Here is a 23,483-nt window from a genome sequence, read left to right as displayed (position 1 = left end):
GCTAATTGCCCAGTTGGTTCTTTAGCCTTTTTTGTTTTAGCTTTATAAACATATTTAAAATGAAAACTATTGTCAGAAATATCTTTACAGGTGTAATGCTGGTAGGTACCGGTATATTTGTAAACGGACAATTTTTAACTGCCTCTGATACCTCGGAAAGCAGCGTGAAAAAATACAAAGGAATCATAAATTCCAATAAAGATCTTGTGGAATTTATTGAGCAGCTACTCCTTCAGAAAGGGCTTCCCAAACATTTGAGAAACCTGGCCCTGATTGAGTCCCATTTTAACAGAAATATTACATCGGGTGCCGGGGCCGTAGGAATCTGGCAGCTAATGACGGCACATGCCAATCAGTATGGGCTTACAGAGCAGAACCGTACGGATGTATATAAAAGTACAAAAACAGCTGTAATATCATTAGGAAACCTTTATAAAAAGTATAACAACTGGGTAACAGTGGTTGCAGCTTATAATTGTGGGGAAGGAAATATAGCAAAAGCAATGCAGGCTGCAGGCTCTTCGCAATATCACGAATTTTCAAAATACCTTCCCGAAGAAACAATCAACCATGTGAAAAAATACCTGAATGCCTGTTATGCAACAGGAGAACTTCAGAGTGTCCTCACTAATTATAATACTTCGAGAATTAATAAAGTTTTTTTTGAAGAGGGTGGCAGAAATGTAACAAATGAAGCTCTTTCAGAAACAGACATCAATGCCGGTTTTAATTTAAAGGTTGTTGCAGATGAACTGGATGTGGAAGTAGATAAAATCCTTACCTGGAATCCGGGGATAGTGGAAGAACTGCAGAAAAAGGGAGAAAGCACTTTCTATCTTCCCACAGATCTTATGCCCGATTTTCTGCTGAAAAAGAATAAAATACTTTCCAGGTCCATAAAAGAGGGAGCCGCTCAACTGCCATAATATGATACCTATATTTTTTTAGATCATAAAGAGCTCCAAAGGGATTCTTTATGAAACTAATAAACTCAATAAAATACAAAGACAGAACTTCTGTCTTTGTATTTTTTATTGTAAAAGATTCTATAGGAAAATGGTCTGCCTGGAGAGTATTATGAAGAGTTTTATTTTGATATTGTTTTTCAAGTATTGTACTGGAGCTTTACATCTGTTAAAAGTATCTTAATCTATACTAAAAAAGCTTAGTATTTCTCTGTAGAGTGTAAAGTTTTATTTTTCGATGTGATTTTAATATAGTTGTAATATATTGTTTAATAGCGTATTATGTTTTGTTTTTAATTCTATTGTCGTAGAATTACGACATAAAATCGTAGAACTACTACAATTTTTCAAATTTATATTCAAAAGTTTTTTTTAGAAAAAAAGACCCTCTATATTTGCTATACAATCACCGAATCACAAAATATTATTAACGATTAAAATTTACAAATCATGGCAGAAAGAAATTCAAGAGGAATCTTAAAATTCAACGGAGGCGAAGGACAAAAATTATTAAAAATGAACTACAGCGTATCAAGATCTACCGATGTATCTGGACGTGTAGCATCAGATCCTTCTAATGCCTTAATCAAAGTTACAGTAGAGGCTACTGAAAAGTCTGATATCCTTGAAAGTTTATTGAACGGAAAGTACAAGCCAACTAAAGGAGAAATTACATTCAACAAATCTCACGAAGAAGGAACATTGATTACTTTAAACTGGGAAAACGGATATGTAATTCAGCACGAAGTAGACTTCGATGCAGTAGACAGCAACAGTATGTTGATCAGTTTCGTGATCAGCGCTGAAACAATCGACTACGGTACTTCTCAGTACGCAGGACTGTGGCCTTCATCGGGTAAATAAGCCGATTCATCATCTTAGTAAAAATAAAATTGGTACAGGACAGCGCGCTCGTGAGGGTATGCTGTTCTGTTTTTCCATTATAAGCACTAAGAAGGACATCAGGAATCATTTTTTCGAAAAGAGTATTATTTGCTCTGCTACTTTTGATTCCATGTTCTGTACAGCAGTAGTTTATTCAATAATTTTTTAATTAAAACACAAGACACTATGTTTCAGGATGATCAATCAATTAAACTAGAGGGGCAAAATGCGAAAAAAGCAGATGTCGGCAAGTTGAAAAACACAGTAAAGGAAAAAACTACCCAACAGGCAGAAGGAAAATTAAAAAAAGCGGGTGAAAAAGTAAAGAAAGCAGCAAGAGCAGGGCAGCAAAGCTTAAGCGCTGTACAGGGCGCAGATATGTTTATGAATCAGGCTCTGGTTTCTAATAAACCTTCCATCATTGAAAACAAAGTATGGGCAAAGCAGCCCACTTCAAAAATACATAATGCTCTGGCTATTGCTGAAAGCTTTATCTCCGGTATAAACCGTGTGGTAAAGCTGGATGTGGTTGTTGAAGGTCAGATGATCAAACATTTTAAGCATTTCAAGCTGGTTCAAAGTGCCGCTAAACATCATGAATTCAGTTTAACACTGGCTCATGACACCCTTGGAAATGCTGAAAACCACAATTTAGAAGAAGCTCAGAATTTTCTGGGAAAAAGAATTACAGTAGTCTTCAAATATAAGGATATTGAAAAAGGAGCTGAACGTAACTTTGTAGGAGTCATTACAGAGGTAGGCTTCAGCCAGGAAAAAGGAAGTCTGGGAAATATTGTTCTTAAGGGCTATAGTCCTACAGTTCTCTTAGATGCTGCACCTCACATCCAGAGCTTTGGAGGAGGCCAGCCAGTCAGCCTGAACAGTATTGCAGACCAGGTGATCAGAGAAGGGCTGGGACAGAATAAATTCGATTTCCGGGTAGATGCCCAGCATGGAAACGTTTCCTATAGCTCTCAGTATGAAGAGACCCATTATAATTATCTTGCCAGAATGGCTGAAGCTTATGGTGAACAGTTTTATTATGATGGTGAAGTTCTGCATTTTGGAAAACTTCCACCACAGGAAAAACCCGTAAAACTTACTTATGGCAGCAGTGTAAGTGATATCGCTATCAAAATGAAAGCACAGCATGTCAACCCAACATTTTATGGGTACAACAGCAGCAAAAATGAAAAACTGATTACCGGAAATTCAAAAATAAACCATACTTCAGATATTGCACGGCGTGCTTACGAAATATCAGAAAAAACATTTACAACACCTTCTTTGAGAGTAGCTCCTATAAAGGCTACATCTTTTATGGATATTGATGCTTCTCAGAAAGGAACGGCAGGAAGTAAGGCTTCCGAAGTTTTCATTACTTCAGGAACCACAACAGTTCCGTTCTTATATCCGGGATGTCCCGCAGATATTGAAATGCGTAAATCCGGAAGCAATGAAACGTCCTACTTTACCAAATTAATGATCCTTGAAGTTACTCATGAAGTAGATGCAAGGGGGTATTATGACGGTAAATTTGAGGCCATTGCTGCTGATACAGGATTTATTCCCCGTCCGGAATTTGAAGCCCCAAGAGCCGAAGCCCAGTTTGCAAAAGTAACTTCCAATGCAGACCCTTTAAACCAGGGACGGGTTAAGGTACAGTTTGACTGGCAGAATGGTCCTGATACTACAGAATTTATCCGTGTCATGTCTCCAGATGCCGGAAGCAGTGATAAGGTAAATAAAAACCGGGGCTTCATGTCAATTCCTGAAGTGGGAGACCAGGTGATCATCAATTTTGTACATCAGCACCCTGACCGTCCATTCGTTATGGGAGGAATGTTTCATGGAGGTATCGGAGCAGGTGGTGGAGCAGGAAATAATGTAATGAGCTTTAGTGGAAGAAGTGGAGCCGAACTGAAGTACGACAATGGGGCCGGATCAATGAACCTAAAAGATCAGGGCGGAGCCAATATGTTTTTTGACGGAGCCGGTAATGTAGTGCATAATGCTAATAATGATAGTACTAAGACTGTTGGTAATGATAAAACAGATAAAATTGGCAATAATAAAAAGCTGGAAGTAGGTTGTGATCATATCGCAGATGTAGGGAACACCCATAAAGTAGAAGTAGGAAAAGGAAAAAGTGTTTTTACAATGGATAATGCCGGAGTGATCGATCTCACCGGAATTGATAAAATAACCCTCAAAGTAGGAAGCAGTGAGATCGTCATTACAGGAACTAAAATCTCGATTACCAGTAGCGAAGTAGATATTAAAGCAGGAAATGCTACGGCTAATTTTAAAGGAAATACGAAGATTACCGGAGGTCAGGTTGATATTAATTAATAGGATGGAGTTTATAAAATACGATATTAAAAAAGGGGATACCTTAGAATCTATTGCAGATAAGCAAGGTATATCTATTCAAGAACTTATTAATTTCCATAATTTATATTGTGGAACAACAAATTTTATCATTGGAGAAAAACTGCCGATTCATCTGCAGAGTTTGCTTCTGGAAAAAAAAACTAAGGAAGAAATAAGTAAAATTATAGAAGATAAAAACTTCCCTTTAAAAGCTAGGTATAGATGCGAGCAGTTTAATACTACAAAATTAGAAGATAGAATATCATTTCATTGTAATACGAAGAAAGAATATACTGTTGAAAAAAATGCAGCCCACACAAGAGCTAAGGTAAAACTTAAAGAATACCTGTATAAAATAAATCCTGAAAATATGGCTCTGGCTATCGAGGCAGTAAAGGAACTTGAGTTTGATAAAGAAAATGTTGTACTGGATTTAAATAACGATAATACAATCAAGGAAGTAGTTAATTTTTCTGAGATTAAAGAAAAATGGGAAAATTTTAAACCCAAATTGGCCGCTTCAGAATTTTACAGACAGGTGGAAAATATCAATTCAAAAGCAGCAGAAGATATCATTAAAGGAGGCGGATTAGAGTTTGAAAATGAGATCAATCTTAGAAAGACCTATGACAAGTCACTCTTATATCATGTATTGTTTAATGATTATGATGCCCATAAAAAAAGAGAAAAAAATGATATTTTAAAATTTATCTCCCAGATATTTGTTAATATTCCGATTGAACTGGAACTGCAGCACAGTATTATAAAAGAAGATGATTATTTTGTAGAATATAGAACAGTAGGGACCCTTTTAAAAGATAAAATTGATAATTCTGTTTTAGAAAATCAATACGACAAATTCTATAAACCTGTTATAGAATATGGTTTTACAGAATATAATTATGATTACCGCATCAGAAGAATGGTAGATAAAAAAACGGGAACCATTGTAAATGCTTCTGCACTGATGAAAGAAGAAGTGAAAAATAATTATCAATTTATTACACAATTTGATTTAAAGCAAATTGATTATTAGAAATCTTTATTATGATTGAGAACCGAGGTTTTATATTTAAGAATGTTTTGCCATACCATGTAGCAAAGACACTACTTGTGATTATCCCATGTATGATTTTCTACGGAGCTTTATATTATCTGTTATTTAAAGGGATGTTCAGGCTGTCTTTTGTAATGTTTTTTACACTTTTCTATTTTGGAAGTTGCTATTTAATTTTAAAGGCTTTTTCAGTTCAGGTTAAAATTTGGTTTGATGATAACTATCTTTTTATACAAAAAGGAAAGCAACCAACCGAAAAATATTTTAAGTCTGATATTAAAGGATTTTATGCCTATGATTATGAGAGCAAAGCACCTTCGTTACAAAATTCCAAGATATATTTCAAATTTTGTTTGATGAATGATTCTAAAATTTATCTTAATGATGTTGAATATAAAAACAAATATGAAACAGAAAAAGGAGAAAGTTTAAAGAAATTTTTAAAGCATGCACAAAAAGAATTGCATTTTTCAAAAATAAAAAAGGAAAAATTTCAAAATATTTATTGGTATTCCACAAAATAAAAATATAAAATTATGAATGCTTCATATATACCTAAAGACGTTTATGCTGTTTGTACATTTCAAACAGATGCAGAGCCCAGACAATTTATTGATACAAGAAATGCTCCAACTGTATTTTATGGAACGGATACAACAAGGCCATTGCTTACCGTTGCAGATAAAAATATAAGAGATAAGGAATTTCCCTGTAAAAGCCCTAAAAATGCAATGTGGGGGTTTATTTGTTTTGGCGCAGGACTTATTGTAGGTGCTCTTTTAGTCTTATCAGGACCTATTGGGTGGGCAGCATTAGCAGTAGGAGCAGGGGTGCTCTTGTGTGCAGGAGCAGCTATTTATCATGGTACAAAAATAAATCACTTATGTACTGGATCTCTGGAGAAAGGAACTTGGAAAATCGAACATGAAAAAGTAACATTTGACAAGCAAAAAGCCATTACTCAAAATTCTATATTGGTATGTGATGCAGGAGGACTTTTAAGTCCAATTTTTAGTTATGCAATAGCAAAAAAATATGCTGAGCAAATTAAATCCAATAATAATAAAGAAATAGGACTGAATGCTTTTGCTTCCTTCTTTGGAGGAGCCGGAATTGTTATTGCCGGAGCAGAAATGGGAATAGCAAAAACTTTACTATGGATGGGAGGAACGATGGTGGCTATGAATGAAGGTACCTATTGGGAAAGGGAATGGATTAGAGGTGGCTCATTACAAGATAATACCCATTATCAGGATATGAATAATGAAGTTGATGAAAATAGTAGAATACCAGGATACCTAAAAGATGTGCCAGAGAGTTTAGTGGGGATAACACCTTCTGATCTTGCCAGCCCGGATATTTTGGAACTTAATGAAAAAGGAGGACTGGCGAGCAGAGATGGAAAGACACCTATATTTTTTAATGGAAAGTGGTACGTTCAGGATTGGCAGAAGAATCTTATAGAAATAAAACAAGGAACAGCTTTATCCAAGGATTTATCAGCACTGGAAGGGGTAAACTCTCGTGAAGTATGGAAAACACCGGAAGGAAAAGCAATCGTGGAGAACATTCGAAACGGAAAATATTCTGAATCACTTGTACAGACAGCAAAAGATGGATTAGGAAGAGTGCGTCCCCGAAATCTACCCAATTTAGCGAAAGAATTACCGGCTTTAAAACTTCAAAACATTAAGAACATAGGGAAGCTTGGCGTAAAAGGAGGTGGCTTTATTGGGTTCTTCTTCCCATTTATTGCCACAGGCTTTTCAGAAGATTCCAGAAAAGCTTTAGCCAATGCAATGGCTGAAGATGCCGGTAACGGGATTAATATTGTAGCTAATTATGGATAACTATAAAGCATGTAGATTTTCCCCAATACCGATAAAAAATCTATTCACCTCTATAATTCCGTAGACATGTCACTTTTCAGATTTTACAATGGCAACTAGGAAAAGAAAAGATGCGTATTTGAAAATATTTTGTCATTTGATAGGGGCTTTCTCAGATCTTATCTATATCCCAATATGTACAAAAAAGACTTCAATCAGAATGATGTTTAAATCGTAATAATTGAGTCTTTATATTAAAATATTTCCCATAAAAGTGTATTAATGGATATTTTATTGCTGTTTTTTAATTACAGTTAAATTATTTATTAATAAGCGATTGTGATGTCGCTTAACTCTATTGTCGTAGAATTACGACATGAAATCGTAGAACTACTACAAAATTTCAGATTTCTTATCAAAAGCTTTTTTTTCAAAACCAGGGGCTTTATCTTTGTTATATAATTATTGAATAACAATTTATTACTAACGATTAAAATTTACAAATCATGGCAGAAAGAAATTCAAGAGGAATCTTAAAATTCAACGGAGGCGAAGGACAAAAATTATTAAAAATGAACTACAGTGTATCAAGATCTACCGATGTATCTGGACGTGTAGCATCAGATCCTTCTAATGCCCTAATCAAAGTTACAGTAGAGGCTACTGAAAAGTCTGATATCCTTGAAAGTTTATTGAACGGAAAGTACAAGCCAACTAAAGGAGAAATTACATTCAACAAATCTCACGAAGAAGGAACATTGATTACTTTAAACTGGGAAAACGGATATGTAATTCAGCACGAAGTAGACTTCGATGCAGTAGACAGCAACAGTATGTTGATCAGCTTCGTAGTAAGCGCTGAAACAATCGACTACGGTACTTCTCAATATGCAGGATTATGGCCAGGTAAATAAGCCGTATACCAACAAAATAATACAGAACAGTGTACTCATTGAGTACGCTGTTTTTTTATGGTTTTAAAGGAATTTTTTACTTTTGCCATCAAATTGTATTTCAATACTGCAAGTGTTATAAACCTTTTATGACATTGTGCTTTCCATTAATTTTAATTATTAAAAAAAATAAAATGTTCAGAAAACTTCTATTGATGTTAACTTTCACCATGAGCTTTATGACTTTACAGGCTCAGAACAGCTCCACTTTATATAAAGGTACTGTTAATGGGAAAATGCCGGTAACACTGTTTCTGCAATCTGTAGAAAATGGATGTGGCGGTGATCCATATTATAACGGGATGTACCGCTATGAAAAAGTAAGCAACTGGTTAGAACTTAATGTTACCGAAGGAGTGAAACAACAGTTTGCTATGGTTGAGGAAGGCTTTACGGGTCTGATGATCTTAAAAAAAGAAGGCGATCAGATGAATGGTACCTGGATAAGCCCGGATGGTAAAAAACAAATTCCTGTACAGCTGAAAAAAGCGACAGTAAGCAGTAAAGAGCTGGAATCATACCAAAACAAAATGGAGCAGCTGAATTACGAAAACCACGATTGCTAAAATTTTTAAGGGAACGCAAGATGTGAGGTGCGAAATGCAGGTTACGAGTTCAGGAATAGAAGTCAATAATGATAGCTTTTATTTTAAATTAAAAAAAAGAGACCAAAAATTCACACCCCGAAGCTTACAACTCATATCTCGAATTTTGTTCCTATTTTCATATATTTGTTCATTATAGATAATATGGACGCAACACAAGATAAAAGGCTATTTCTCATCGATGCTTATGCGATGATTTTCAGAGGATATTACGCATTGATCAGAAATCCGAGATTGACGAGCAAAGGATTGGATACTTCTGCCATCTTTGGTTTTACAAACTCTTTGATTGAATTGATCAGAAGAGAAAAGCCAAGCCACCTGGCTGTAGTTTTTGATGTAGGAAGGGCAAGCGTAAGAACTGATGATTTTGCAGATTATAAAGCCAACAGAAGTGAGACTCCTGAAGCCATCAAAATTGCTGTTCCATACATTCACAGGATTTTGGAAGCGATGCATATTCCGATCTTGGGAGTAGAGGGTTACGAAGCGGATGATGTAATAGGAACTATCGCCTGTAAAGCAGAAAAAGAAGGCTATACCACTTTTATGGTAACACCGGATAAAGACTTTGCACAGCTGGTGACAGACAAAATTAAAATTTATAAGCCCGGTTTAAAGGGTGGAGATATAGAAATTCTGGGAGTAGATGAGGTAAAGGCAAAATATGAAATTGAAGACCCTAAACAGGTTATCGATTTCCTTGCTATGATGGGTGATGCTGTAGATAATATCCCGGGACTGGAAGGAGTAGGAGAAAAAACAGCGATGAAGTTCCTGAAAGAATTCGGAAATATTGAAACCTTATTGGCCAATACCGATAAACTGAAGGGAAAACTAAAAGAAAAGATAGAAGCCTCTGCAGAGCGGGGAATTTTATCTAAAAAGCTAGCTACTATTATCTGTGATGCTCCAGTAGAGTTCCACCAGGAACAGTATGACCTGGAAACCCCGGATTTTGAAAAAGTAAAAGAAGTTTTTGAAGAAATTGAGTTCAGAAGACTTTATGAAAATCTATACAGAGCTTTTGCGCCTGCCGCTGCAGAAACTGTAGTGGTAAGTGAAGTTGAAGTAAAGCAAACTCCGACAGGTACTGAAATAAAAGGACAGGCAATGCAGCTAGACCTTTTTGCTAATTTTGAAGAACTGGATCAGGCTACTTCTACAAAATCAACTATTGAGCAGAATGACCATCTTTATCAGTTTGTAGATAACCCAAAAGCTCAAAAGGCATTAGTTAATAATTTATTGAAGCAGGAAGCCGTTTGTTTTGATACAGAGACCACTTCATTAAATGAACTGGAGGCAGAGCTGGTAGGAATGAGTTTTTCTTATAAAAAAGGCCTGGCTTATTATATTCCTTTGTCTGAAGATAGAGGAGAAGTATTGCAGACTCTGGAGATTTTCAGACCGTTTTTTGAGAAAGAAGATCTGCTGAAAATTGCTCACAACTTAAAGTTCGATTATAAAATATTAAAACAATACGACATCACCGTTCAAGGTGCTGTGTTTGATACAATGATTGCCCATTACCTGTTGAATCCGGATGGAAGACATGGTATGGACTATCTTTCAGAAGTGTATCTGAACTATAAACCGGTTTCTATTGAAACTATTATCGGAAAAAAAGGTAAAAATCAGGGAACTTTCAGAGATGCTGATCTTAGAACACAGACAGATTATGCGGCAGAAGATGCTGATGTTACCTTTCAGCTGTATGAACTGTTTGCGCCGCAGCTGAAAAAAGAAAATTTAGAAGAACTTTTCTATACCATTGAAATGCCTTTGATGGAAGTGTTGGCAAAAATGGAACTGTCCGGAATTTCTTTGGATGAAAAGTGGCTGGCACAGGAAAGTATTGACCTTGAAAATGACCTGAAGCAGCTTGAAAGGACCATCTTTGAACTTTCAGGAGAAGAATTCAATATGAATTCACCCAAACAGCTGGGGGAAATCCTTTTTGAGAAAATGCAGCTTGATCCTAAAGCCAAAAAAACAAAAACAGGACAGTATGCCACCTCAGAAGATGTACTTCAAAAGCTGGTTTCAAAACACGAAATCATCAAACATATCCTGGAATACAGAACCTATCAGAAATTAAAATCTACCTATGTAGATGCTCTTCCTTCACAGATTGAGAAAGAAGATAACAGGGTACATACCAATTTCTCACAGACTACAGCGGCTACAGGTCGTTTGGCGAGTGTGAATCCTAACCTGCAGAATATTCCGATCCGAACATTAAGAGGACAGCAGATTCGTGGGGCTTTTGTTTCAGGAGAAGGAAAGAAAATAATCTCAGCCGATTATTCACAGATTGAACTTCGTCTTATTGCTGAAATTTCCGGAGAGGATAATATGATCAAAGCTTTCCAGGACGGAGAAGATATTCATGCTTCCACAGCAGCGAAACTATTTAAAATTCCATTGGAAGAAGTTTCCAAAGTACAGAGAAGCCAGGCAAAAACGGTAAACTTTGGAATCATTTACGGACAGGGAGCTTTTGCTTTAGCAGAACAGACCGGATTGTCCCGTACAGAAGCTAAGCAGATGATCGAAGCTTATTTTGAAACCTATCCTAAGCTGAAGAAATACATGGCAGAACAGGTGAATAAAGCCCGTGAAATGGGATATGTAGAAACGATTCTGGGACGAAAACGCCATTTAAAAGATATCAATTCCAACAATTTTGTTGTAAGAGGACATGCTGAAAGAAATGCCGTGAATGCTCCTGTTCAGGGAAGTGCAGCAGATATTGTAAAAATTGCTATGATCAAAATAGACAGAGAGCTTGAAGAACAGCAGCTAAAAACAAAGATGCTGCTTCAGGTACATGATGAATTGGTATTTGAAACCCCTACAGATGAAGTAGAAGCGGCTTCAAAACTGATAAAAAAAGAAATGGAAAATGCTTTAAAAACACAGGTTCCTTTATTGGTGGAAATTGGAGTCGGAGATAACTGGCTGGAAGCGCATTAATAGACGTTCCATTCTAATAAATAATTAAAAAGGTGAGCTGATAGCAGCTCACCTTTTTAATTATAAGAGGTAATAATTTGGCTTTCGTCAAAATAAAAACAAGACGGATCATAATCATACCAACAAGCCTGATAGTTAGGACCATCTCCATAATTTGAAGTATTTATGTTATTCGGTCTGCCTCTTATATATACCAGCATATCGTAATGCATTCCAATCCAAATTTTATGTTCAGAAATTTTAATGCAGTCTTCTTTTGACCATTCAGGATGTTTTTTATGAATTTTCCCGGCTTTGGTTTTTAAGAATTTTTCATTTTCAATTTTTTGTTGTTGATCTATGCTGTCAATTTTTGCTTTATTTTTAATACTGTCCTCTTTAGAGAATTGGCTAACTGTTTCACTTGTAGAATTAGAATGATCTTCTGTTTCAGAACATGTTTTAATTAAAAATATTATAAGCAATATCCCTATAAATAACAAAGCAATACCACATCCGTTATTTTGTTTTTTAGGAGTTTGAGGGGGGAGAATATCTGAGCTTTTTTGTTTGGGATCAGTTTTGATTGAATAGCCACATTGAGGACAAAAAAGAGCACTGGAATTTATGTCTTTTTGACATTGAGGACATTTAGTTAATGACATAATTATAATTTTTTCATGTACAAAAATATTTTGAACATTTGAAAATTATTTACGGTTTGCCGTACTTTGATAATTAAAGTTTATGTTTTTTATAAACTATCCATCTGGCTTTTATTTCTTTATAATGTAATACTAAAATGCAGATACATCCAAGAATAATAACCGGCAAAAAGGAAAGAGATAGTGTATAATGAAGTTCTGATTTAAAGTCATATGTACTCCAGGAAGATTCTCTATCCACAAAAATGCTGTAGTTCCAGAAGGTCCACAGACTTATTAATAATAGAAACTCAATAGCTGCCTTAATGAACGTTTTTTTTACAAAGGAAAATAAAAGGAAAATAGCCGATAAGAATACACTTGTAACAGCAGACATGTAAATATTATCTTCAAAAAGACTGCACTCCAGACAACTACTTGAGGTATGGTCGGAAAACTGTCCCATAGACCAGTAAATCTGCAAATAAGTGCTCGTGAAGATGATAGCTATACTGGTGGAAAACCTCTTTATAAAAGAAAATAATCTTTGGGTTTTAGAATAGGGTGTGTTGTTCAAAATAGATAGGGTTATGAGCCGGATGGCTTTAAGGGTGGGAATTTTTCTCTACATGATCAATCTCTTTCTGCATTCTGTCCTCCCATCCTTTACCATTCCTCCTGTTAAGATGGGGATATACTATTTCTGAATATTTTTCCTGGCCTGTAGTTTCAAAACCATCAATCACACAGCCGGTATTGATATATCTTACTCCATACCTTTTCCGAATACCGTCAATTTTATTGAGCGTTGCACGGTCATGTAACAATAATGGAAACCCTCCGCCAAATTGTATAGTAACCAGATCATTTTTAATATCTTCGGCAGCCTGTTGGGAATACCTATTTTCTATTGCTGAGACTTTTCTTTGTTTTTCTGCCCATCCATTGATTGATAAATAAACGAAAAATGCCAGAACCGGAAAATTGACCATCGGAAGGATTCTTAAGAATTTAGTTTTGAAACTTAAACCTTTAATATCCAGGCTGCTTATCAGGTAAGAAACCAAAGCTGTAACACTTAGTATTACAGCCAGGTATTCTATTCCGCATTCTTTAATACTATTGATGAGGTTAAACATCATCGGATAATTCTCTATATAATATTCAAAAATATACACCGCTATAATGAGCAGAATCAAGATGATATTAATAAATATGAATTTCCTGTTCATAAGAAATGATGTGAAAACCTATGTTGTAATTTAAACGTCAAACTCAATCTCACCAATATAATACAGCTTGTTATCATCCTGCTCTACAGAAACAGGGTTAGGGATCACAAATCTGCTGGCAAAGATAATAGCGTTTACGGGAGTGTCCAGGCTAAGTTCATTAAGCTTGCTTTCCAGTATAGGAAGCCATTGATCTGCATACGAATATTCTGAAAACTTTTCATAGATCCCCAGATTTTCATTCTCAAAACCATATTCTATAAAATCATCATCAAACCATTTTATATTCTGTGATTCTGCAAATTTTGAAACATATTGATCATCAGTTTCCTCTTCTATATAAAAATTTTCATCCTCTTCTACAAAGTCATAAAAGTCTTCTTCATTTTTAAAATATCCCAGCCAGAAGTGAGAAGTTTCCTTATCCATAAATTATTTTTTTTGTATTGTAATTTTATTCTAATCTTTTTAATTGACCACTTTTGTCAATCGCTTTTTCCAATCTTGAAAGCCTTGTCTTTTCCTGTTTTGCACTCATAATCCAATGAATGATTACCTTTTTATAAGAAGGAGGTTGAGCTTCAAAAAAATCCCAAGCGGTTGCATGAGCCATAAACTGATCTTTATAAACAGGAGCCAGTGGTATATTCTCGTTTTCATGGGAATAAATACCGGATTTTTCTTCTTTTCTAAGAGCAAATGCCTGTTGGCCTGATGGGGTCATAAGGCCTGCCTTAGAGAGTTCTTCTACCTTTTTGATATTGATAAGACTCCAGATACTCCCGGATTTTCTTGGGGTAAACCGTATAGAATAACTTTCGTGGTCTATAGACTTTCTTACGCCATCGATCCAGCCAAAACACAAAGCCTGATCTACAGATTCAGACCAGCTCATAGAAGGTTTTCCGCTTCCGGTTTTATAGAATCCTGTTAACAGCTCTTTTTCTTCGGTATGGTGTTTTTCCAACCATTCTCTGAATTCTTCTTTTGTGGCAAAAAAAGTAGGGCTCATACTATAATTGGGCTTTCATATTGAGACTGTAATATTACAAAAGTTTTCCGTTAAAACAGAACTTTTACTAATCTGATAAAGTAGGGAGTCAAAAATAGTTCCGTAAATTTTTTTGTCGTAATTTTATTCTACACTTAATTTTTTTGTAAATGGAATTTCTTCAGGACCATTATACCGTTAAAAACGAACTCGTACTGATTTTTATTTCAGTTATCCTTGGATTGCTGATTGGTGCTGAACGTGAATACCGCAATAAGTCGGCAGGACTTCGTACATTTATTTTAGTCTGTTTCGGATCCTGTTTGTTCACCATTCTTTCCATTAAAATAGGAGTTGCCAATCCGGACCGCCTTGCAGCCAATATTATTACAGGAATTGGGTTTCTGGGAGCCGGGGTTATTTTTAAAGGTGATAACAAGATCGATGGGATCACCACTGCCACAACAATTTGGGCTACGGCCTCAATAGGAATGGCGGTAGGATCAGGATATGTCTATTTTTCACTGTTAGGAACAGTGCTTGTTCTCTTGATTTTGAGTTCTCTTACCTATCTTCAGACCTTTATCGATAATTATCATAAGATCAGAGAGTATAAGATTGCAGTAACGAGTTCCGAAAATATAAAACACTGTGAGACTATTTTCAAAGAACATCATCTGAAATATATGATGATCAAACAACAGTATACACAAGGGAATTTATCCGTTACATGGAGACTTACAGGAAAAAATAACCATCATGAAGAAGTTATCAGGTGCCTGATGGATGATGAGAAAATCATAGCTTATCAGTTTTGATACATAAAAAAAAATAAAGGCCTGAGCCTTTATTTTTTCTTGAAGATATATAAATCTTTATTAGGACCGTCAATTTCTTTTCCGTCCATATCCAGTTGGATAAGTATGTTTTCGCCCACTTTATATTTATAATTGGCTGTTTTACCTTTCAGTGTGATGATGCTTCCTGTGGTATCCCATTCAAAAGATCCTTTATCCTGATTCTTTGAATTTCGGTCAAGATATTCCTCACTGATACTGAATGTTTTGTCATTATTCAACGTTAAAGAAGTCTTGATACCGGGACAGTCTGCACACGGTACAACAGCCTCATAAGTACCATTCCAATCCAATGAGTTTTCAGAAGTATCCCCCGCAGCAGTAGGAGTGGCTTTTGAAATACTGTCTGTAGAAGGTGTCTGAACACTGGCAGAATCTGTTGTAGAACCTATTGTTTCAGCTGTTGTCTCTTTTTTTGAGCAAGAAGCAAGAAATAAAGCTGCACCGAATCCCAGGATAAACATTTTGTTTTTCATCATAATAATTAATCTAAATATTTTTTAATTTTAAACTGACTACTAACGAACAAAAACCGAGCCATATAAAGTGGGAGAGCCGGTGAGAATGAGTTCCAGATTGGGCTTTCGTAGTTTAGTTAGATGATAGGGAATTCCCTGTAAACCTGAACCATTATTCACCATGGACTTGGCGGAGTAAAAAATTCACTATTGACACCGCGATATTCAATACTATAGTTCTATCTCAATCTAAAAACGCTAAAATCTGCCCTCTGAAATCTAATGTCTCCATCTCCTAAAAACAGCCATTCCAACTTTACCCCCGTTTTATGAAGCCTGTTCGTATTTTTCTTCGTAAATTCGGGCAAAATTTTGATTATGACAAAAAAGATACTTTTATCCGTATTTCTTTTGCCGGCTGCAATGGCATTTGCACAACAATATGGAGGAATGTGGATTCCTACAGAACTGAATGAGAAGGAAATGAAGGATTTGGGAATGAAGATTTCTGCCAAAGACATTTTCAACCCTCAGAAGCCGAGTATTAAAGATGCAGTAGTACAGTTTAACGGTGGATGTACCGCAGAAATCATTTCGCCTAAAGGGCTGTTGCTTACTAATCACCACTGTGGTTATGGGCAGATTCAGGCACATTCTACAGTTCAGAATGACCTTCTTTCAAATGGTTTCTGGGCTAAAAATATGACTGGTGAATTACCAAATCCAGGTGTAAAAGTAGACTTCATTGTAGATATAAAAGAAGTGACATACCAGGTGTTGGAAGGTACAGATAACCTTACTGAGCCTGAGCTTACTAAAAAGATCAATAACAATATTGAGGTTTACAAAAACTCTCAGAAAATTGAATCATACCAATCGATCCTGGTAAAGCCAATGTACTATGGAAATAAGTATTATGCATATACCATCGAGACCTATAAGGATATCCGTCTTGTAGGGGCTCCACCACAAAGCATAGGAAAATTTGGTAGTGATACAGATAACTGGGTTTGGCCGAGACATACCGGAGATTTCTCTATGTTCAGAATCTATGCAGACAAAAACAACAAGCCTGCAGAGTTTTCAAAAGATAACGTTCCTTATGTTCCCAAGCATTATTTACCGGTTTCTATAAAAGACAAAAATGAAAATGACTTCACTTTTGTATTCGGATTCCCGGGAAAAACTACAGAATATCTTCCTGCAGTAGCTGTGGAGAAGATCATGAAGGATATTGATCCTGCAAGAATTGCTGTACGTGATGTGGCTTTAAAAACATTGGACGAAAAAATGCGTGTCGATAGTGAAACACGTATTAAATATGCTTCAAAATATGCATCAGTAGCCAATTATTGGAAAAAATGGATCGGTGAAGTAGAAGGATTGAAAAAATCCAATGCCGTAGAAAAGAAAGTGATGTATGAAGGTTCTCTGGTTGCTAAAAACCCTGAGATCAAATCCACTTTAGATCAACTGAACAAATTTTACAATGATCAGGCTCCTTACGCATTAAACAATGCCTATTATACTGAAGTTGTAAAAAATGCTGAGACATTGAAGCTTGCAGGTGACTATTATGACTTTGTAACCGCTGTAGAAGCGGGGAGAATGGATGAAAAGGAACTTGCAAAATTAAAAACAAAATTATCCTCTTTCTATAAAGACTACAGTGCAGAACTTGATTCCAGGGTAACGGCAAAGTTATTGGCTTTATATGCTAACAAAACAGCACCACAGTTTTTACCGGCAGGATTTAATAAATTTAAAGACGAAAACGCAAACATCCCTGTAGTGGAAGAGATGTCTAAAAACTCTATCATCACGGGAAGAACAGCGGTAAACGGAGCAGCACTAACTGCTGATATTGAAAAAGGATTCTCTAATCAGGATAAACTGATCAGAACTTTAAAGAAAGATCCTGTTTATCAATTGTATGTTTCTATGAAAGAGACTTACATGAAAACTGCTGATCCGCAATATACTTCGCTTCAGGCTAAGATTGATGCTTTACAGAAGAAGTTTATGGCACAACAGATGGAAACAGATAAGGAGAGAAAATTCTTTCCGGATGCCAATTCCACTCTTCGTGTAACGTACGGAAAAGTAAAAGGCTCTGCACCAAGAGATGCCGTTTCTTACGGATATCAGACACACTTGGCTGGGGTAATGGAAAAGTATGTTCCGGGAGATTATGAATTTGATGTTCCTAAAAAACTGATCGATCTTTATAACAAGAAAGATTTTGGAATCTATAAAGATAAGACCGGTGATGTTCCTGTTGGATTTACAGCAACAAACCATACCACCGGAGGGAATTCAGGAAGTCCTGCGCTGGATGCTAACGGAAACCTGGTTGGTCTTAACTTTGACAGACAATGGGAAGGCACAATGAGTGATATCAATTATGATCCCCGTTTCAGCAGAAACATTATGGTGGATACAAAATATATACTGTTCATCATCGAAAAATTTGCCGATTCCAAATGGCTTGTTGATGAAATGAAAGTAATCAAATAAACAATAATGATAAGAACCTATTTAATCAAAAATTAAATAGGTTTTTTTATGTATAAAGATGTCGTAACCTTCTAATTAGGAAGAAAAATTTAAGATTTTATATATAGGTTAATTCTATGAATAAAGTGAATTACAATACATTATATCTATGTAATTTTAAATAAAAAAATCTTATGAACGGGAACGATAATAAACTTAAAATGTGTACAGAATGTGGTACACAATATCCGGAAAGTCATACGGATAATACCTGTATTATATGTGAAGATGAAAGACAGGCGGTACCACAAAGTGGACAATCCTGGACGAGCCACGAAAAGCTTTTAGAAAAGCACAGTGTAGAAATAAAGAAAATCAATGATAATCTTTATGAATTTGTGGTAAACCCTCGGTTTTCCATTGGCCAGCGTGCTCTTTTTGTCATTTCAGAAGATGGAAATATACTATGGGATTGTATCCCATTACTGGATGAAGGGGTGATAGAATTTATTAAATCAAAAGGAGGATTAAAAGCGATTGCAATTTCTCACCCTCACTATTACTCGATTATGAAAATGTGGGCAGAAACCTTTACCTGTAAAATCTATATCCACGAAAAAGATAAAGAATGGGTGGTGAATGGCGGAAACTCTGTAGAATACTGGAAGGGAGATCATATGAAGCTTTGGAATCAGATAATACTTCATAATATAGGTGGACATTTTGATGGTAGTTCTGTTATTGAAATTCCCTGGATGAGTGAAAAAGGAACGCTTTTAATTGGAGATACAATGTATTTATCCCCATCCATGAAGCACTTTGCTACCATGAGAAGCTATCCGAACAGAATTCCTCTCCCGCAGAATGAAATTAAAAGAATTGAAAAACGATTTGGAGAAATCAGTTTTGATACAATTTATGGGTTCTATTCCTATCAAAATGTAGAAAAGAATGCCGAAGAGATTGTGAAAAAATCTTTTGCTAAATATCAATAAAAAAAGAACGGAAATATTTCCGTTCTTTTTTATTAAGTATAAAGGAGATATTAATGTCCAAAAATATCTTGTAAACTTACTTCTGTAAAAGTTCCCATTTTACTTACGGCTTCCATATTAAGGTTTTCTTTTTTACCGATAATAGCCGTATTAAAATGTACCGGTTTGATGTCTGTCTGATAAAACTGTTTGATATCCTCAAACTTCAGCACCTGGATCTGTTCATAGATGTCTTTTCTGAAATCATGACTAATATTCAGTTTTTTCAGTCTTAGCGTATTGAAAAATATATTAGTCCTCGTCACCCTCGTTGAAGCGATTTGTTTTAAAGCTGCATTCTTTGCATTTTCAAATTGAGTGGAAACTTCCGGAAGCTCATTCATCAGGTCATTCATCGTATCCACAGCAATCATCAGCTTGTCTGGCTGAGTACCAATATAAGTAGTAACATAATCAGGATGATGCAGTTCCGAATTGGCACTATAAGAAACATATGCAGAATAAGCAAGACTCTTACTTTCACGGATTTCCTGGAAAACAATCGAGGATAATCCCCTTCCAAAATACTCATTGAAGACATTAACTTTCCCAAAATTGGATGGATTGACGGGATTTCCCTTTCCTGCCTTACTCATTTCCATCTGAACCATGTCATAATTGATGAAAAATACACTTCCCCCTGTAGCAGGCTCAGGATAAAGTTTAGGTGCAGGAATCTGAAGACTTTCAGCCTCCGTATACTTTCCAATATATCCTTTGAAATTTTCAAAATCTTTTCCATAGAAAAAAATCTGATATGGATATTTGAACAGATTCTTCATACGGTCAGTAAATACTTCTGCTTTACTGCTTTCAAGCTCCTCTTTAGAGATAACATCTAGAAAGCGGGAAGTATGACCAAGTTTGGTGTAGGTGGTTAAGGCGGTCATAATTCGGTTTTTATCCTTCTTTACAGCCTCACGGTTTTCCAGGATAGTACCTACAAATTGAGTATAAATTTCCTGATCAGGTTTTACTTCATACATCCAGTGCTGTAAAAGACCGATCCCTTTTTCAATATTTTCTTCCAATCCGCTTAACGTAATCAACAGCTGATTATTGGTTGTCTTAAAATCATTACTGACTCCTATTTTAAAAAATTCTTTCTTTAAATCTTCAGGAGAAAACTTATGAGTTCCCACATACTGCAGGAATTGGGTTGAAATTCCCAGATCCCTGTCGTTATCGCTACCGAAAGGGAAAATGAAATGTACCTGGGCAATATCATTATAGTTGTTTTTAACGAAACTCAGCCTTTTACCCTGAACGTGATCAGTAGCGATTTCTTTTTGGTAATCGATGAATTCAGGTTTTATATCTTCAGGCTGATCAGCTAAAATCTCTTGTAGAAATTCAGATTGTGCATCACGGTTGATTTTAACAGGAGTAATTCCCGGATTTTCTACCCGTACCAATTTGTCATTGATCCCTTTTTCTTTATAGACAACAACATAGTTGTTTTTGAAGAATGTAAGGGCAAAATTCATGACATCTTCCTTGGTGAAACTGGAATATTCATCCATTTCATTCAGTTCCTGTTCCCAGGTTCTTCCTTTTATATACGTGTCATAAAGATTCGTGGCCAGGCCTTCCGCAGTTTCAAGCCCCTTCATTCTTTGAAGTTTGAAATCGTTTATAATGGCAGGAAGCATCCAGTCGGGGAAATCTCCCTTTTTGATCAGTTCAATTTCTTCCAGTACCATTTCCTTCGCTTCATCCAGCGTCTGTGTTTCCTTGGGAACAGCTACAATAGAAAAATAGCCATATTGTTTTAATCCTACAGAAAAAGCCTGTGCCCAAAGCATTTTTTGAGTCTGATTAATATGGAGATCCAATAAACCGGCCTCCCCTCTGTTGCTAAGGATGTTAGCTACAATATCAGCAAGCATAGCCTCTCTTGTACCATAGCTATCAGTTCTCCAGGCCATCTGAACCCTTGGGGTAGTGGGGCTTTTTACCGTTTTGGTAACAATCTCAGTGATGGGTTTTTCTATAACCGGAGTTTTTTTAGGAAGCTCTCTATAAGGAATAGTCCCAAAATACTGATCAATTAGCTGGATTGTTTCATCAAAATCAAAATCTCCCACCAATACCATTGCATAATTATTAGGAACATAATATTCATCAAAATATTTATGAATCGCTTCCATAGAAGGATTTTTTAAATGTTCCGGCTTACCTAAAGTAGTTTGTTGCCCGTTAGGGTGGGTAGGAAACAAAGCATCCATCAATTCATAGTTCACCAATCTGGAATCATTATCCTGTGCTCTGTTGAATTCTTCATACACAGATTCCAGCTCTGTATGGAAAAGGCGTAATACGATTTCAGAAAACCTTTCCTTCTCTATTTTTAGCCATTTTTCAAGCTCGTTGTTGGGGATATTATTTTTATAGACCGTTTCATCAAACCAGGTATGGGCGTTGGTTCCGCTTGCACCCAAAGATGAAATAGCTTTATCATACTCATTCGCGATAGCATATTGACTGGCTTCCTGAGAAATTTGGTCTATTTTTTTATAGATCTCCTTCTTTTTTTCAGCATCCTGCTCTGCTTTATGGGCTTCATAAAGTTCTGAAATCTGATCGATAAGTTCTTTTTCCTTTTTCCAGTCCTGAGTTCCGATCTTAGAAGTCCCTTTAAACATCATGTGCTCAAGATAATGAGCCAACCCTGTATTGTCTGCCGGATCATTATTACTTCCCGTTCTTACCGGAATGAAAGTCTGAATTCTTGGTGCATCAAAGTTTTGGGCAAGGAAAACCTTTAAACCATTCTTCAGCATGTAGATTCTTACCTTATTTTCATCGTGGGTTACCGTAGTATATTCGTAGAGGTTGGTATCAGTATGAACTGTTTCCTTATATTTCTTGTCAATCATAGATAAACTCATTTCATTCTTTAAAATTCAGAATGTACTACAAATGTAAGCAATCAAAAAAAATGTTTCCCCTTTTTTATGACTATTACATCTATTATTGTAGTTGAAAAGGTGAATAAGAGTAAAAGTATATAACCTATTATAAATATACAGCAGGGGATAGTAGAGTATACCAATAGCCCACTATATCATAATATACAGCTTCATACCATTCTCTCAACTCCCAACCTCTAGAACCCACCAACTCTCAGACTCTCCAACCCTCCAACTTTCAAACTCATCAGTAGCTTTTTCCCGCTATCCACTCATACTCCTCGCGCCAAGGCTTTCCAGGGCTGTAATCCTTGCGCTTTCCGGCCTGTGCTGTGGGGTATCCGTTTCTATCGGGGCTAGGGGAGTAGATATAGATTATAAATATAGGCTGATGAATAACTGGTAGTCAATAGTCAATATAGCCAGCCATCAGTCGCTAGCAGCCAATAGCCAGCTGCCAATCAATTCTTTTTGGAAATGCATATTCAATAGGATTGGGCTTTAGCCCGCTCAAATAAAATCAGTCTCTCCCTTAGCTTTAGCCCAAACATAATTGAGATAATCTATCCTATAAAAGAATACCCTATTATATATATGTATAACTTCCATCACTCATCACTTATCACTTATCATCTAAGCTCCCTCCCACGCTCCAATGTGTTGCTTCAAACATTTGTTTAAAATTTTTAACCCTGCGATCCAGTATGTTAGATTTAAATATTACATAATTGTAAATTTAAAGTTAAATAAACTTGTTTGGTATAGGTAAGTTGGCTTACCTTTGCCCCACTGAAAAACGAAAGATACTCAGTAAGCGCAGAAGAGCTTTTAGATAAGCAGAAACGATATACTTTATAAGATAATAATTCTAAAAAACGTGATCAAAACTTTTTAAAAATAAAAGTTGCGAAAGTGAAAAAGATTTGTATCTTTGCAGTCCCAATATGGGAGCGCAGGAGTAGATAGATTGAGGGTTTAGAGAAGGAGTTAAGGTTACAAAATAAACTTTAAATTTTCTTCAAAAAACATTTGGTCAATTAGAAATAAAGTTTTACTTTTGCACTCGCAAATATGAAGCGCCACTGACAGAGAAGAGTGCTTCATTATAAAGCGAAAGATATAAAGATCATTGACATACAATATAACAACCAAGTAAGGAAAAACTAAAGCGTCAAAACTTTGAGTGAGTCAGACAAACATACAATGGAGAGTTTGATCCTGGCTCAGGATGAAC

The 23,483-nt window shown here is 35.9% G+C and carries 18 protein-coding genes; 12 read left to right on the top strand and 6 right to left on the bottom strand.

Translation table 11 applies throughout. The annotated features are described in order from the left end of the window. Positions 1-59 precede the first annotated feature (59 nt). The 9 genes from JML65_RS22025 (at position 60) to polA (ending at position 11,646) form a co-directional block, all read left to right on the top strand. Positions 60-926 carry a lytic transglycosylase domain-containing protein gene (locus JML65_RS22025; RefSeq protein WP_202272232.1) on the top strand — a complete coding sequence of 289 codons (867 nt, stop codon included), beginning with the start codon at positions 60-62 and terminating at the stop codon, positions 924-926. 489 nt (positions 927-1,415) lie between these two features. Beyond that, positions 1,416-1,829 carry a type VI secretion system tube protein TssD gene (gene tssD / locus JML65_RS22020; protein WP_084086641.1) on the top strand — a complete coding sequence of 138 codons (414 nt, stop codon included), beginning with the start codon at positions 1,416-1,418 and terminating at the stop codon, positions 1,827-1,829. A gap of 207 nt (positions 1,830-2,036) precedes the next feature. Next, a complete protein-coding gene (locus JML65_RS22015; RefSeq protein WP_202272230.1) occupies positions 2,037-4,202 on the top strand; it encodes a type VI secretion system Vgr family protein in 2,166 nt (721 codons plus the stop codon). A 4-nt stretch (positions 4,203-4,206) separates the two neighbouring features. Then, the gene (locus JML65_RS22010; RefSeq protein ID WP_202272228.1) at positions 4,207-5,259 is read left to right on the top strand and encodes a LysM peptidoglycan-binding domain-containing protein; all 1,053 of its coding nucleotides are present in this window, start codon (positions 4,207-4,209) and stop codon (positions 5,257-5,259) included. A gap of 155 nt (positions 5,260-5,414) precedes the next feature. Beyond that, a complete protein-coding gene (locus JML65_RS22005) occupies positions 5,415-5,804 on the top strand; it encodes a hypothetical protein (protein WP_202272226.1) in 390 nt (129 codons plus the stop codon). Between the two features lie 12 nt (positions 5,805-5,816). Next, on the top strand, positions 5,817-7,130 hold the full coding sequence (locus JML65_RS22000) for a hypothetical protein (protein ID WP_202272224.1): 1,314 nt from the start codon (positions 5,817-5,819) through the stop codon (positions 7,128-7,130). 485 nt (positions 7,131-7,615) lie between these two features. After that, positions 7,616-8,023, top strand: a complete 408-nt coding sequence (tssD, locus tag JML65_RS21995; RefSeq protein ID WP_047382792.1) for a type VI secretion system tube protein TssD — start codon at positions 7,616-7,618, stop codon at positions 8,021-8,023. Positions 8,024-8,196: 173 nt separating this feature from the next. Beyond that, positions 8,197-8,628, top strand: coding sequence for a hypothetical protein (locus JML65_RS21990; RefSeq protein WP_202272222.1), 432 nt, complete (start codon positions 8,197-8,199; stop codon positions 8,626-8,628). A gap of 183 nt (positions 8,629-8,811) precedes the next feature. Further along, positions 8,812-11,646 (top strand): DNA polymerase I, encoded by a 2,835-nt coding sequence (gene polA, locus JML65_RS21985; protein WP_202272220.1) that lies wholly within the window; start codon positions 8,812-8,814, stop codon positions 11,644-11,646. A 56-nt stretch (positions 11,647-11,702) separates the two neighbouring features. On the opposite strand, the gene JML65_RS21980 is transcribed toward polA, so the two are convergent. The 4 genes from JML65_RS21980 to JML65_RS21965 form a co-directional block, all read right to left on the bottom strand. Then, on the bottom strand, positions 11,703-12,290 hold the full coding sequence (locus JML65_RS21980) for a zinc ribbon domain-containing protein (protein ID WP_202272218.1): 588 nt from the start codon (positions 12,288-12,290) through the stop codon (positions 11,703-11,705). A 584-nt stretch (positions 12,291-12,874) separates the two neighbouring features. Continuing rightward, positions 12,875-13,501 carry a hypothetical protein gene (locus tag JML65_RS21975; protein ID WP_202272216.1) on the bottom strand — a complete coding sequence of 209 codons (627 nt, stop codon included), beginning with the start codon at positions 13,499-13,501 and terminating at the stop codon, positions 12,875-12,877. 30 nt (positions 13,502-13,531) lie between these two features. Then, positions 13,532-13,930: an immunity 22 family protein gene (locus tag JML65_RS21970; protein WP_047495114.1), complete on the bottom strand. Its 399-nt coding sequence runs from the start codon at positions 13,928-13,930 to the stop codon at positions 13,532-13,534. A 25-nt stretch (positions 13,931-13,955) separates the two neighbouring features. Then, positions 13,956-14,513 (bottom strand): YdeI/OmpD-associated family protein, encoded by a 558-nt coding sequence (locus JML65_RS21965; protein WP_047495112.1) that lies wholly within the window; start codon positions 14,511-14,513, stop codon positions 13,956-13,958. 149 nt (positions 14,514-14,662) lie between these two features. On the opposite strand from JML65_RS21965, the gene JML65_RS21960 reads away from it, so the two are divergent. Next, positions 14,663-15,310, top strand: a complete 648-nt coding sequence (locus JML65_RS21960) for an MgtC/SapB family protein (protein WP_202272214.1) — start codon at positions 14,663-14,665, stop codon at positions 15,308-15,310. Between the two features lie 29 nt (positions 15,311-15,339). On the opposite strand, the gene JML65_RS21955 is transcribed toward JML65_RS21960, so the two are convergent. Further along, entirely contained in the window at positions 15,340-15,828 is a 489-nt protein-coding gene (locus JML65_RS21955) for a copper resistance protein NlpE (RefSeq protein WP_228450440.1), read from the bottom strand. Between the two features lie 357 nt (positions 15,829-16,185). On the opposite strand from JML65_RS21955, the gene JML65_RS21950 reads away from it, so the two are divergent. Then, entirely contained in the window at positions 16,186-18,324 is a 2,139-nt protein-coding gene (locus tag JML65_RS21950; protein WP_115921051.1) for a S46 family peptidase, read from the top strand. Positions 18,325-18,497: 173 nt separating this feature from the next. Continuing rightward, complete coding sequence (locus JML65_RS21945) at positions 18,498-19,298, top strand: hypothetical protein (RefSeq protein ID WP_202272212.1); 801 nt, start codon at positions 18,498-18,500, stop codon at positions 19,296-19,298. A 50-nt stretch (positions 19,299-19,348) separates the two neighbouring features. Here the strand turns inward: JML65_RS21945 and JML65_RS21940 are convergent, their stop codons facing one another. Next, positions 19,349-22,216 carry a M16 family metallopeptidase gene (locus tag JML65_RS21940; RefSeq protein WP_202272210.1) on the bottom strand — a complete coding sequence of 956 codons (2,868 nt, stop codon included), beginning with the start codon at positions 22,214-22,216 and terminating at the stop codon, positions 19,349-19,351. Between the last annotated feature and the right edge of the window lie 1,267 nt (positions 22,217-23,483).

The organism is Chryseobacterium sp. KMC2 (assembly GCF_016756935.1).
GTDB lineage: Bacteria > Bacteroidota > Bacteroidia > Flavobacteriales > Weeksellaceae > Chryseobacterium > Chryseobacterium rhizosphaerae.
Note: the sequence above shows the minus strand (reverse complement) of the source record. Positions and strands in the feature narration are given on the sequence as shown.